10 protein-coding genes are annotated in these 13,354 nt (G+C 68.7%); 2 read left to right on the forward strand and 8 right to left on the reverse strand.

Features of this window, described 5'->3' with window-relative positions:
• Window positions 1–59: 59 nt before the first annotated feature.
• Together ACIA73_RS10225 and ACIA73_RS10230 are read right to left on the reverse strand one after the other, a co-directional pair.
• Window positions 60–2,849, reverse strand: coding sequence for a phosphoribosyltransferase (locus tag ACIA73_RS10225; RefSeq protein ID WP_399437897.1), 2,790 nt, complete (start codon window positions 2,847–2,849; stop codon window positions 60–62).
• Between the two features lie 96 nt (window positions 2,850–2,945).
• A complete protein-coding gene (locus tag ACIA73_RS10230; protein WP_399437898.1) occupies window positions 2,946–4,154 on the reverse strand; it encodes an HpcH/HpaI aldolase/citrate lyase family protein in 1,209 nt (402 codons plus the stop codon).
• A 240-nt stretch (window positions 4,155–4,394) separates the two neighbouring features.
• Between ACIA73_RS10230 and ACIA73_RS10235 the strand changes: the two genes are divergently transcribed.
• Window positions 4,395–5,315, forward strand: a complete 921-nt coding sequence (locus tag ACIA73_RS10235; RefSeq protein ID WP_399437899.1) for a TerD family protein — start codon at window positions 4,395–4,397, stop codon at window positions 5,313–5,315.
• Window positions 5,316–5,427: 112 nt separating this feature from the next.
• Here ACIA73_RS10235 and ACIA73_RS10240 read toward each other — a convergent pair whose 3' ends face one another.
• From ACIA73_RS10240 to ACIA73_RS10265, 6 genes are all read right to left on the reverse strand, one after another.
• Window positions 5,428–6,174, reverse strand: a complete 747-nt coding sequence (locus tag ACIA73_RS10240) for a Tellurium resistance (RefSeq protein WP_399437900.1) — start codon at window positions 6,172–6,174, stop codon at window positions 5,428–5,430.
• A gap of 198 nt (window positions 6,175–6,372) precedes the next feature.
• The gene (locus tag ACIA73_RS10245) at window positions 6,373–7,515 is read right to left on the reverse strand and encodes a DUF475 domain-containing protein (protein WP_399437901.1); all 1,143 of its coding nucleotides are present in this window, start codon (window positions 7,513–7,515) and stop codon (window positions 6,373–6,375) included.
• A gap of 56 nt (window positions 7,516–7,571) precedes the next feature.
• Window positions 7,572–8,150, reverse strand: a complete 579-nt coding sequence (locus ACIA73_RS10250; RefSeq protein ID WP_399437902.1) for a TerD family protein — start codon at window positions 8,148–8,150, stop codon at window positions 7,572–7,574.
• Between the two features lie 124 nt (window positions 8,151–8,274).
• A complete protein-coding gene (locus ACIA73_RS10255; protein ID WP_399437903.1) occupies window positions 8,275–8,850 on the reverse strand; it encodes a TerD family protein in 576 nt (191 codons plus the stop codon).
• Window positions 8,851–9,002: 152 nt separating this feature from the next.
• Window positions 9,003–9,461, reverse strand: a complete 459-nt coding sequence (locus ACIA73_RS10260; RefSeq protein ID WP_399437904.1) for a peroxiredoxin — start codon at window positions 9,459–9,461, stop codon at window positions 9,003–9,005.
• 190 nt (window positions 9,462–9,651) lie between these two features.
• The gene (locus tag ACIA73_RS10265; RefSeq protein ID WP_399437905.1) at window positions 9,652–10,092 is read right to left on the reverse strand and encodes a DUF3052 domain-containing protein; all 441 of its coding nucleotides are present in this window, start codon (window positions 10,090–10,092) and stop codon (window positions 9,652–9,654) included.
• 473 nt (window positions 10,093–10,565) lie between these two features.
• Here ACIA73_RS10265 and aceE point away from each other — a divergent pair, with 473 nt between their 5' ends.
• On the forward strand, window positions 10,566–13,307 hold the full coding sequence (gene aceE, locus ACIA73_RS10270) for a pyruvate dehydrogenase (acetyl-transferring), homodimeric type (protein WP_399437906.1): 2,742 nt from the start codon (window positions 10,566–10,568) through the stop codon (window positions 13,305–13,307).
• Window positions 13,308–13,354 lie beyond the last annotated feature (47 nt).

Consider the following 13,354-nt stretch of genomic DNA (forward strand, 5'->3'; position numbering starts at 1 on the left):
GGTGCGGTCGAGGTCACTGGCGACCAGGACGGGGCCGGTCACGGGGTTCGCGTCGGTACTCACTTGGTGTCGACCGCCTTGGGGTCTGCCGTGGGGGTGTCGCCGGCTGTCGGATCGACGGCCTTCGTGTCGGCTGTCTTTGGGGCAACGGCCTTCGTGTCGACGGCCTTGCCGTTGGCGCCGGTGGCGCCACGGGTGAAGCGGGGGTGGATCAGTCCGACGCAGGTGTACGGGAGGTTGTCGACCTCCTCGACGGGGACACCGCGCTGTTCGGCCAGGAGGCGTACGTGCCTGAGGTCCGCGCCCGCGCCGCGTCGGGCGAGGATCTTCCAGGGGACGCGCCTGAGCAGGACGCGGGTGGTCTCGCCGACGCCGGGCTTGACGAGGTTGACGTCATGGATGCCGTAGTCCTCGCTGATCCGCTCCACGGCGGCCCAGCCTTCCCAGGTGGGGGTGCGGTCCTGGTTGCGGAGCGACTTGGCCTCGGTGTCGACGGCCTCGCGCACCTCGTCGAAGTGGGCGGCGATCGTATCGAGGAAGAGGCCGGAGACATCGGTGTCCGCGAGGTCGCGGTAGAACTTTCCGCCGTGGAAGTCGTTCGGGCCGACCAGGTCGGAGCGGAGCACGGTGCGCGAGATCAGGCCGGAGACCGTGGAGTTGAGGCAGGCGGAGGGGATCAGGAAGTCCTCGCGGGTGCCGTAGGTGCGCACGCAGGAGCCGGGGTCGGCGAGTACCGCGATCTCCGGATCGAAGCCGTGGAGGGTGTCACCGGCCCCCGCGGACTGGTGGAACTCGGCTATCGCGTCGGCGAGTTCACGGGTGATGGCGCCCTTGCCGGTCCAGCCGTCGACGAAGACGACGTCCGCCGGATCGTGGTGGGCGGCGAGCCAGCGCAGGGCGTTGGTGTCGATGCCGCGCCCCCGGACGATGGAGACGGCGTAGTGCGGGAGGTCGAGGCCGTGCCGGTAGTGGGCCCAGCGCCTCATCAGCACGCCGACGGGGGTGCCGGCCCGGGCGAGGGAGACCAGAACCGGGCGGGGGGAGCGCTCCGCGAGGACGGTCTCGGTGACGGTGCCGACCGCCTGCGCGATTCGGGCCGCCGACTCCTGGAGCGCGGAGCGGAACAGCTGCTGGTACTCGGCGGTCGGCTGGTACTCGACCGGCAGCGACTCCGCGTAGTGCGCACCGCCCGCCTGGATCGCCTCCTCGCGTTCCTCCGTGGGCGCTTCCAGGGTCACCTCCGAGAGGTCCTGGAGGAGCCAGCCGACGTCGTCGGGCGCGTAGGAGGAGAAGGCGGGGCCCCGGAGCGGTGCGGGGAGGGTCGTGGTCACGGCGGGCTCCTGCGCTGGCGGGGGAGGAAGGGGGACGTACGAGGGGACGACCGCCAGCAGGACGCGGTCCGTGTGCGGGGCGAGGCGGGCCAACAGGCCGTCGGGGGCGTGCAGTCGGGGGGTGTCGGCGACCGAGTCGACGACGGCCACCACGGCGTCGAAACCGGCCCCTGCCACGTTGTAGGCGTAGCGCTCGCCGGGCCCGTCGGCGGGGTCGTCGTGGGCGGGGAAGACCAGCCGGGTGCGTATCGCGTAGCCCGGGTCGTCCACGGCCAGGACGGGCGAGCGGGTCGTGGTGGAGAAGCGGACGTCGGCGCCGGTCCGCTGCTCCAGGGCCTCCGCGATGCGCAGCGGGACGTACATCAGCTCCTCGAAGCCGAGTACCAGGACACGCGACCGGTCGTTGAGTGCGGGAAGTTCGCCGACGATCCCGGCGGCGATGCCCGGCAGGGCGTCCTCCAGGCCGGGCCGGTGCGTGGGCAGGAATCCGTGCCGTCCACCGTCGGGAACGCCCGCGGGCCAGTCGAGCTCCAGGCGGACGGCGTGGGGTGCGGTGGTTGCGGTCTCGGTCCCGGTCTCGGGCTCGGTCCCGGTCCCGGTCCCGGGCGTGGATGCGGTCTCGGGCGTGGATGCGGTCCCGAGCGCAGGCTCTGCCCCGGGCGCGGGCCCGGATGTGGGCTCCCCCTCGGGCCGGTCCGGCGTTCCCTGCGCATGCCGCTGCTTCGACTCCTCTTCGGCGACGAGGAGCTGTCCCCGTTCCAGGACGCCGTCCGGCAGCCGGACCGTACCGGTGGCGCGGGCGATCAGGTCGACGCGGGCGCCGATCTCGGCGGCGAAGTCCGCGAGGCGGCCGCGGTCCTGCGGGGAGCGCATGTCGACCAGGGCGACGACGACGTACCACTCGCGGGGGTGGCGGGCGTGCAGATCGCGGATGGTGTTGAGGACGGTGTTGCCGGTCGAGAACTCGTCGTCGACCAGGACCAGTGGGCCGTTCCCCACGAGGAGCCGGGGGTCCTCGGGGAGAAGCAGGTGCGAGGTGGCGTGCGAGTGGGACTCCTCGAATCCGCCCGCCGCGGCCACCCCGGCGACCGGCCGCCGGGTCGAGTGGAGGTACGGGGCGAGGGCGAGGCCGTCGGCGACGGAGTGGCCCAGGCCGGTCGCGGTCTCGGCGTAACCGAGGACGACCGCGCGGGCGGCGTCCCGGTCGCCCAGGAGTTGGCGCACCCGCCGGCCCAGTGCGAGCCCGGCGCCGTACACCAGCGAAGGCCTCTGCGGGATGTGCTTGCCGAGCACATGGGAGACCAGGAGGTGGGCCCGCTTGGGGTTGCGGCGCAGAGCCAGCCCGAGCAGGTCGGTCAGCGCCTCACGGCCGGTGCTGCCGGGATCGCCGGTACCGCCACCGCCCCCGGTCGTGGCATCGCCTTCGACGAGTTCCACACCCAGGCGTTCAGCGACCCAACTGCCGGACCACACCACGTTGTTGCTCTCTCTTCCTTGTTCCGCGAATCTGTGTTCCACGGGTCTGTGTTGCACGGGCCCGGGTCCCACGGCTCTGTGTTCCACGGGTCCGGGCCGCACCGGCTGTTGCCCTCGTCGCGCTGGCTCTGGCACGGGTCAGTCCGCGAGGCCCGCGAGGCCGGCCGTCAGGAGTTCCACGAAGCCGGCGTCCTCCCGCATCACTCCGAAGGCCTCGGCCCGCAGCAGTGTGCGCTCCGCCCAGGCGCGGTGCGGCTTCACCTCGTTCATCTTGTTGGTGTAGGCCGACCGCAGCACCCCGCCCCCGTCCCGTTCCGGCCGGAGGATGTCCCGGGCGTCGCTGTACTCCTCGTGGCTGACCACCGACAGCGCATGCACGGGCAGCACGTGCGAGGGGTGGATGCAGGTCTTTCCCTGGAGCCCGTTGGCGCGGTCGAGACCGATCTCGCGCAGCAGGCCGTCCATGTCGTGCTCGATGAGGGTGGTGCGCAGTTCCTCCGCGCGGCCCTGGAGGAAGGGGCTGCGGCGCAGCTGCGGCTTGAACATCCGCTCCTGGACCCGGAAGTACTCCCAGACCGGCCCGGTGATGGTGAAGCCGGTGCCGTCCGAGCGGCCGAGCACGTTGACGACGTCGCCGATGGCACCGGCCACGATCTGGACGTCGTACGCCGTCATGTCGGGCGCCCTGCGCAGCCCGTAGGCGGAGCAGAAGTCGGTGACGCCCAGTCGCAGGGCGAGCACCCGGTCGCGGTACTTGTCGACGGTGCGGGCGATGCCGCCGAGGGTTTCGGCGCGGGTCTCCAGGTGGAGGAGTTCCGGCGACTCCAGGACGGGCATCGCGAAGAGCCGCTGTCCGCTCGCCGCCTCGGCCTCGGTGAGGGCCTCCAGGAAGGGGACGCCACGCTCCTCGGTGAACTTCGGAAGTACGAATCCGGACAAGAATCGGGCCGAGTCGCCGAGCCGGTGCACCAGGTCGGGTATCTGCCCGGGTTCCCGGACCCGCACGAAGAGCAGCGGGACGGCCGGGGAGTGTTCCGTCCCCGGGGCCGGCACGGTGGTCCCGGCGTGCTCGGCGAGGTCCGCGAACTGCCGGACCAGGTTCTCCTCGGCGCCCGCGACCTCGGCGTCGTCTATGGAATCCTCCAGGCACAGCACCATGGAGACCACTCCCCGCCCGGCCTGCTTGCGTACATCGGCGGCGAGCCTCGGCCGGGTCGCCGGGCTGTAGAGGGTGGCGCCGAGCGCGGCGGCGAGCAGGGGCGCCGGGGAGTTCTCATCGAACTCACAAGGCTCCTGATGGAACAGCTGCTTGCGCACAGCGGCCGGGATATGCCCGAAATGACGCATGTAGATCCCCCGATTGCTGCTCTGGGCTGCCTGGTGTGGCTCTGGAAGGTCCCGCGCGGGCTCTGTTCGGACGCGGAACCGTGGCCGGTTGTGGCCGGTAATAGTACGTACGAACACATGTCCGTAGTTCCCTCTGTGCATGAATTCCAGGTAACCCGGCCCATGCATCACCCTTTACGACCGTACGGGAAGCGGCCCCCGCGTTGTCCGCACGGGCCCAGGGAAGGCAGGATGACGGGCATGAAGCAAGCGATGCTGAAGGGCGCGAACGTTCCGCTCGCCGCCACGGCCGTGCGAGCCGTGCTCCGCTGGACCCCTGGTCCCGGTATCCCCAGCGTGGACGCCTCGGCGCTGCTTCTGGGCTCGCAGGGGCGGGTGCGCTCCGATGAGGACTTCGTCTTCTACAACCAGCCCCGGCACCCGTCGGGCCTGGTGCGCAGGCTGGCGCTCAAGCGGGTCCCGGAGGGCATGACCGACACCATCGCCGCCGATCTGACCTCCCTCGACGCCTCCGTCGAGCGTGTGGTGATCGCGGCCTCTTTCGAGCTCAACGGCGCCGCCGCGACCCTCGACCTCGTCCGTGACCTGCGGATCCTGCTGTACGACGCGGGGCCGGGCGCCGCCGCCGACGGTGAGCCGCTCGCCCTGTTCGACGTGAAGCCGGAGACCGGTGAGGAGACCGCGGTCATCTGCGGCGAGGTCTACCGGCGCGGCGACGGCTGGAAGTTCCGCGCGGTGGGGCAGGGGTACCCGACCGGGCTGATCGGGCTGGCCACGGAGTTCGGCATCTCGGTGGACGAGGGCGAGGAAGAAGCCGCTCCCGGCGGGGCCGCCGGGGAGGACCCGGCACGGGGCGCCGCACCGGGTTCGGCACAGGGCCCCACCGCCGCGAGCTCCGCTGTTCCGGCCTCTCCCCCGTTCCCCGCTCCGGCGCAGGGCCAGGCTCCCGTACAGCCGGTGCAGCCGCCGCCCGCGCAGCCGGCCTACGGATATCCCCCGGCCGCCGCTCCCCCGGCCCCGGCGCAGCCCGCCTACGGCTACCCGCAGCCGTCGTCGCCCCAGCCGTCGTACGGCTATCCGCAGCCGGCCGCGGCGGCCGCGCCTGCACCGGACCCCAGCTTCCGGCTCCCGCCGCAGGGCCCGCAGTTCATCCGCGCCTGACTCCCGCACGGCGGTAACCGCGGCACCGGGTCCCCGCACCGCACCCCGGCTCCCGGCTCCCGGCTCCCGCACCGCAACTGCTCCCGCCCCCGCCGTGCGGTCGCCCCGGGGTCTACGCCTTGGTCTTGTAGCCCCGGCCCCACTGGAGCCCCCACCCGTAGAGCCGGTCCAGTTCGGCCTGGAAGCCGTACACGAACTTCACTTCGCGGCGCACGACGAGGCCGTCCTTGGTGTTCTCGATGGAGAACACGGCGCACGAACGGGCCTGCGGGGCGCGCTCGTCGAGCACGATCTCGATCCGCGGGCCGTTGCTCGGATAGAGCGTGACGACGGCGTGCGTGCGGTCGAAGGCGGGGGTCTGGTCGTAGATGTAGACGAAGACCAGCAGCCGGGCGATCTCCTCGCGGTGGTCGAGGTTGATGAAGATGTTCTCGCCGGAGGGGGCGCCGAAGCGGTCGTCGCCGCTGAGTTTGACGTACGGCGGAACGTTGATGTCGCCGAAGAATCCGCCGAGCGGCTGGACCACGCCCTTGGCGCCGCTCTTGAGCTCGTAGAGGCAGCCGAGGTCGAGGTCGACATTGACGACGCCCTGGGTGTGCGCCTGGACGACGTCGGGCTGGAAGAACTTGAGGGGGCGGGTGAAAAGGTTGCCGCTGTGCTTCTGCCGGCCGCCGATGTCGGAAGTGCGCATCCGCCAGGAGAGGTTGACCCGCATACTGCCGGTGTCGGCGCCCTGCTTGCTGAGCGAGACCACCGGGTGGCGTTTGGTCAGCTCGATGGAGTTGGTGGCGGCGCTGCCCGAGTCGAACTGTGCCGCGTTGCTCTGCCACAGGCTGCTGATCCGGTCCCAGACGGCCATGCGGCCCACCCCCTGATGTCGTGCCTGCCCCGGGCGCAGATGTCCCTGCCCCCTCAGAAAAGGCCCTGCTCCCTCAAAATGCCCTGCACCCCAAAAGGGGCGGCCTCGCAGGCTCGCGCCTCGCGTGGCCGCCCCTGGGGAGAGCGTTCCTCAATGCGGACCGGGTCACACCCCGGATTCGGACACCGTCACAACGGGTCAGACTCCGGAGGGCACTTCGGCCTGCTCACTCGGTTTTTTTCCGCCTTCGGCCTCGATCCGCTTGTTGCGGCGCACGGAGGACCAGAAGGACCAGGCGATCAGGATGACGCCGGACAGGCCGGTGATGAACTCGTTGATCTCGAAGCGAATGGTGATCAGCAGGATGGCGGCCAGGGCGCCGATCGCGTAGTGCGCACCGTGCTCCAGGTAGACGTAGTCGTCGAGGGTTCCCTGGCGGACCAGGTAGACCGTCAGCGAACGTACGTACATCGCACCGATACCGAGGCCCAGCGCCATCAGGACGATGTCGTTGGTGACGGCGAAGGCACCGATGACACCGTCGAAGGAGAACGACGCGTCCAGGACTTCGAGGTAGAGGAACATGAAGAAGGCGGCCTTGCCGGCCATCAGCACGCCGGTGTTCTTCTTGCCGGTGCGCTTGGCCTCTTCCTCGGCCTCGTGCTCGCGCTCCTCGTCCTCCTCCAGCTTGTTCTCGAAGAAGCCGGAGAGTCCGCCGACGATGAGATACGTGATGAGGCCGCCGATACCGGCGAGAAGTACCGTTTCGCTCTTGTCCACGTGCGCGCCGCCGTGCTGGACCGACTGCGGAGCCAGCCACAGGGCGCTGACCAGCAGGACGATCATGGCGATGCAGACCGACAGCATGTCGACCTTGCCCAGCTTGGCGAGCGGACGCTCCAGCCAGGCGAGCCACTTGATGTCCCGGTCCTCGAAGATGAAGTCGAGGAAGATCATCAGCAGGAACATGCCACCGAAGGCGGCGATCGACGCGTGTGCGTCGGTGACCAGTTCCTGATAGCGCGGCTTGTCGTTCAGCGCCAGCTCGACAGCCTCGATCGGGCCGAGGCTCGCACTGATGGCGACGATGACCACGGGGAAGACCAGGCGCATACCGAAGACGGCGATGAGCACGCCGACGGTGAGGAAGATCTTCTGCCAGAAGGCATTCATCTTCTTCAGGATCCCGGCGTTGACCACCGCGTTGTCGAAGGACAGCGAGATCTCCAGGATGGACAGGATCGCCACGATTCCGAAGCCGGTCCACCCCCCGTAGAGAACCGCCGCGGCCAGGCCGATCGCGGTGACCGCGAACGACCAGCCGAAGGTTTTCAGAACCACTGGCTACCCCATCGTTGTGTACGACTTTCCCCCCGCACGATGCGATGCGAGGGGCTTTACGAAACGTTGACCCCGAAGTCTAGAGCGATGCCCCGGAGTCCGGACGCATACCCCTGGCCAACGGCACGGAACTTCCACTCTCCGCCGTACCGGTAGACCTCGCCGAAGATCATGGCGGTCTCGCTGGAGGCATCCTCGCTCAGGTCGTAGCGTGCCAGCTCCTGTCCGTCGGCCTGATTGACCACGCGGATGAAGGCATTGCTGACCTGGCCGAACGTCTGACCGCGGTTGTCGGCGTCATGGATCGAGACCGGGAAGACGATCTTGTCCACGGTCATCGGGACCTTGGAGAGGTCGATGAGCAGCGACTCGTCGTCCCCGTCGCCCTCACCGGTGAGGTTGTCACCGGTGTGCTCGACGGAGCCCTCGGGGCTGGTGAGGTTGTTGTAGAAGATGAAGTACTCGTCGCCCAGCACCCGGTTGCGTTCGTTGCAGAGCAGGGCACTTGCGTCGAGGTCGAAGTCGGCCCCCGTGGTGGAACGTGCGTCCCAGCCGAGCCCGATCAGCACCTGGGTGAGGTTCGGAGCGGCCTTGGAGAGGGAGACATTGCCTCCCTTGGCGAGCGTGACGCCCATGTTCTTGCTTCCTCCCCGTAGTGACTTACGGAATCAAAAGGTTCTCAGGCGCGTCCGGCGCCGCACGTGGGTCACGTGCGGCGCCGGACGGGAAGAGTCCTGCGAGGACTCGGGCGTTGACGTCTCAGACGTTGACGCCGAAGTCCTGCGCGATGCCGCGCAGGCCCGAGGCGTACCCCTGGCCGATGGCGCGGAACTTCCACTCGGCGCCGTTGCGGTAGAGCTCGCCGAAGACCATGGCGGTCTCGGTCGAGGCGTCCTCGCTGAGGTCGTAGCGGGCGAGCTCGGTGTTGTCGGCCTGGTTCACCACGCGGATGTACGCGTTGCGGACCTGGCCGAAGCTCTGCTGGCGGGCCTCGGCCTCGTAGATCGAGACCGGGAAGACGATCTTGGCGACATCGGCCGGTACACCGGCCAGGTTCACCTTGATGACCTCGTCGTCGCCCTCGCCCTCACCGGTGAGGTTGTCACCGGTGTGCTCGACGGAGCCGTCGGGGCTCTTGAGGTTGTTGAAGAAGACGAAGTTCGAGTCGTTGGCGACCTTGCCACCGTCGTTCGTCAGGATGGCGCTGGCGTCGAGGTCGAAGTCGCCGCCGGTGGTGGTGCGTGCGTCCCAGCCCAGACCGACGACAACCGCCGTCAGGTTGGGGGCGGCCTTGGACAGCGAGACGTTTCCGCCCTTGCTGAGGCTGACTCCCACGAGTCCTCCAAAAATGTGTCGGGGGGTTCAGGTGAAGCCCTGCCCCGGAAATGCAGCTGGCAACGGATCAACGTGTCGATCCTAGTGACCGGTTCCCACAACCGGCAGGACTTAAGTCCCGAATTCCTCGGGCCACAAGGCTCCCGCCCGGATCAGAGCGTGTCGAGGGCCTTGAGGTAGTCGCTTCGGTCACGGGCGTCGGGCAGCGCGTTGACGACCCGCCACCGCACGACGCCGGATCTGTCGATGACGAATGTCCCGCGCACCGCGCAGCCCTTGTCCTCGTCGAAGACGCCGTACGCCCGCGCGACGTTGCCGTGCGGCCAGAAATCCGAGAGCAGTGGGTACTCCAGGGCCTCCTGCTCGGCGTAGACGCGCAGGGTGTGCATCGAGTCGCAGGAGACGGCGAGCAGTTGGACCTCGTCGTTGACGAAGCGCTCCAGGTCCTCCTGAAGGGCGGTCAGCTCGCCGGTGCACACCCCGGTGAAGGCGAAGGGGTAGAAGACGAGCACCACGCTTCGCTCGCCCCTGAGGTCGGACAGGCGCACGGTGCGGCCGTGGTTGTCCTTGAGCTCGAAACCGGGGGCCCTGCCGCCCACCTCGATCGCCATGGGATGCGCTTTCCTTGTCCGTCATTACGTCGGCCATTACGTCGGCCATTAGGTCGGTACGTGAGCGCCGGCGGCGCCCGTCGGGGGCCGCTGGTCCGTTCGGGTACGTCGCCCAGCCTACGCAAAGGGCCCCCGCCGACCTGAGTCGGCGGGGGCCCTTCGGGTACTGCACCTGAGGTAATTCCGGCTGTCAGCGCTTGCCGGACTTCGCCGCCTTCGGCGAGACCAGGCGGCTGCCCGTCCAGTCCTTGGCCGCATTGATGCTCTTGGTCTGGGAGAGACCGGCGGTCTGTGCGGCGTCGCTGATGTCGCTCGGCTCGACGTAGCCGTCACGGCCGGTCTTCGGCGTCATCAGCCAGACGGTGCCACCGTCCTCGATGAGCGTGGTGGCGTCCACCAACGCGTCCGTCAGGTCGCCGTCCTCGTCCCTGAACCACAGGACGACGGCGTCAGCCACGTCGTCGTAGTCCTCGTCGACGAGTTCGCCGCCGATGATCTCCTCGATGGCTTCGCGGAGCTCCTGATCGACATCGTCGTCGAAGCCGATCTCCTGGACCACCTGCTCGGGCTGGAAACCCAGCCTCGCGGCAGGGTTGGTCCGCTCCTCCGCGTGGTCCGCGGTCGCGCTCACGGATTGCCTCCTGATCTGTTTTCGGGAAGTGCTTTTTCAGCAATGTGCCTGCAGCCGCGCGCGTGCGCGGCATTGGCGGTAGTCCACACGGGCGGGACCGATCGCGCAAGTACCCGGCCGTCCGGACCGCCGAAACGGTGACGGATGGGGCGCCTCCGCCGCAACTCCTGGCGCCCCTGGAAGCCCGTGCAGTGATTCATCCCACACCATTCGAGACGTTTTGAGATGTTCTGCGCCTTCAATCCGCCAATCGGGGGCGAACGCCTCTACGAAACACATGAACGCCCTGGGCGTAAGGTTGCGATTTGGTCAATACCGCTCATTCGCGGTGGCCGGGACGTCGGCGCCCACCGGTGGTTACCACTGGGTAGAGATGACGTTTACGTTCCCTGGGTACACGATGGACAGCGGCGCGACGCCCCGACCGCCGACCCCCCCGAACGCGGTCATTTCCCTACCAGCGAAGGAACAGCGTGGCTTCCGGATCCGATCGCAACCCGATCATCATTGGCGGCCTGCCGAGCCAGGTCCCTGATTTCGATCCCGAGGAGACCCAGGAATGGCTCGACTCGCTTGACGCGGCCGTCGACGAGCGGGGCCGTGAGCGCGCCCGCTACCTGATGCTCCGGCTGATCGAGCGCGCCCGCGAGAAGCGCGTGGCCGTGCCCGAGATGCGCAGCACGGACTACGTCAACACGATCGCGACCAAGGACGAGCCGTTCTTCCCCGGTGACGAGGAGATCGAGCGCAAGGTCCTCAACGCGACCCGCTGGAACGCGGCCGTGATGGTCTCCCGCGCCCAGCGTCCCGGTATCGGTGTCGGCGGCCACATCGCCACCTTCGCCTCCTCCGCCTCGCTGTACGACGTGGGCTTCAACCACTTCTTCCGCGGCAAGGACGAGGGCGACGGCGGCGACCAGATCTTCTTCCAGGGGCACGCCTCCCCCGGTATCTACGCCCGCGCCTTCCTGCTCGACCGGCTGACCGAGACTCAGCTGGACGCGTTCCGCCAGGAGAAGTCCAAGTTCCCCAACGGGCTTTCGTCGTATCCGCACCCCCGGCTGATGCCGGACTTCTGGGAGTTCCCCACCGTCTCGATGGGCCTGGGCCCCCTCGGCGCGATCTATCAGGCGCGGATGAACCGCTACATGGAGGCGCGCGGTATCGCCGACACCTCCAAGTCGCACGTCTGGGCGTACCTGGGCGACGGCGAGATGGACGAGCCCGAGTCGCTCGGCCAGCTGTCCATCGCCGCCCGTGAGGGCCTGGACAACCTGACCTTCGTCGTCAACTGCAACCTGCAGCGCCTGGACGGCCCGGTGCGCGGCAACGGCAAGGTCATCCAGGAGCTGGAGTCGCAGTTCCGCGGCGCCGGCTGGAACGTCATCAAGCTGGTCTGGGACCGGAGCTGGGACCCGCTGCTCGCGCAGGACCGCACCGGCATCCTGGTCAACAAGCTCAACACGACCCCGGACGGCCAGTTCCAGACGTACGCCACCGAGACCGGCTCGTACATCCGCGAGCACTTCTTCGGCGACGACCAGCGGCTGCGCGACATGGTCAAGGACATGTCCGACGAGCAGATCCTGCACCTGGGGCGCGGCGGTCACGACCACAAGAAGGTCTACGCGGCCTACGCGGCGGCCAAGGCCCACAAGGGCCAGCCGACGGTGATCCTGGCGCAGACGGTCAAGGGCTGGACGCTGGGTCCGAACTTCGAGGGCCGCAACGCGACCCATCAGATGAAGAAGCTGACCGCGGACGACCTGAAGAGGTTCCGCGACCGGCTGCACATCCCGATCGCGGACAAGGACCTGGAGGACGGCGCCCCGCCGTACTACCACCCGGGCCGCGACTCGGAGGAGATCCAGTACATGCACGACCGGCGCCAGTCGCTGGGCGGCTATGTCCCCTCGCGTGTGGTGCGCGCCAAGCCGTTGACGCTGCCCGAGGACAAGACGTACGCGGCTGCGAAGAAGGGCTCCGGATCGCAGTCGATCGCCACCACCATGGCGTTCGTCCGGGTGCTCAAGGACCTCATGCGGGACAAGGAGATCGGCAAGCGGTTCGTGCTGATCGCGCCCGACGAGTACCGCACTTTCGGCATGGACGCGTTCTTCCCGAGCGCGAAGATCTACAACCCGCTCGGGCAGCAGTACGAGGCCGTGGACCGCGATCTGCTGCTGGCCTACAAGGAGTCGCCGACCGGTCAGATGCTGCACGACGGCATCTCCGAGGCGGGCTGCACAGCTTCGCTGATCGCCGCGGGTTCCGCGTACGCGACGCACGGCGAGCCGTTGATCCCGGTGTACGTCTTCTACTCGATGTTCGGTTTCCAGCGCACCGGTGACCAGTTCTGGCAGATGGCCGATCAACTTTCGCGCGGTTTCGTACTGGGTGCGACCGCCGGCCGTACGACGCTGACCGGTGAGGGTCTCCAGCACGCGGACGGCCACTCGCAGCTGCTGGCGTCGACCAACCCGGGCTGTGTCTCCTACGACCCGGCGTTCGGGTTCGAGATCGCGCACATCGTGCAGGACGGTCTCAGGCGCATGTACGGCGGGACGCCCGAGGAGAACGAGGACGTCTTCTACTACCTGACCGTCTACAACGAGCCGATCCAGCACCCGGCCGAGCCCGAGAACGTGGACGCGGACGGCATCCTCAAGGGCATCTACCGCTACAAGGCGGCGGAGCAGGGCCAGCTCCCGGCGCAGATCATGGCGTCCGGTGTGGCCGTGCCGTGGGCCGTCGAGGCGCAGCAGATCCTCGCCGACGAGTGGAACGTCAGGGCCGACGTCTGGTCCGCGACCTCCTGGAACGAGCTGCGGCGCGAGGCCGTGCAGTGCGAGGAGCACAACCTGCTGCACCCCGAGGAAGAGATCCGGGTGCCGTATGTGACGCGGAAGCTCGAAAGCGCAGAGGGTCCGTTCGTGGCTGTTTCCGACTGGATGCGGTCCGTTCCCGACCAGATCTCGCGCTGGGTGCCGGGTGCGTACACCTCGCTGGGAGCGGACGGCTTCGGCTTCGCCGACACCCGTGGGGCGGCCCGCCGCTTCTTCCACATCGACCCGCAGTCGATCGTCCTGGCGACGCTCTCCGAGCTGGCCAAGGCGGGGAAGATCGACCGTTCGGTGCTCAAGCAGGCGGTGGACCGCTACCAGCTGCTCGACGTGACGGCGGCGGACCCGGGTGCGGCCGGCGGCGACGCGTAGGCGCAGCACCAGGAACCACCACCGGAAGCACACCTGAAGCAGCAGGT

Source organism: Streptomyces sp. NPDC051561, assembly GCF_044454195.1.
Lineage (GTDB): Bacteria > Actinomycetota > Actinomycetes > Streptomycetales > Streptomycetaceae > Streptomyces.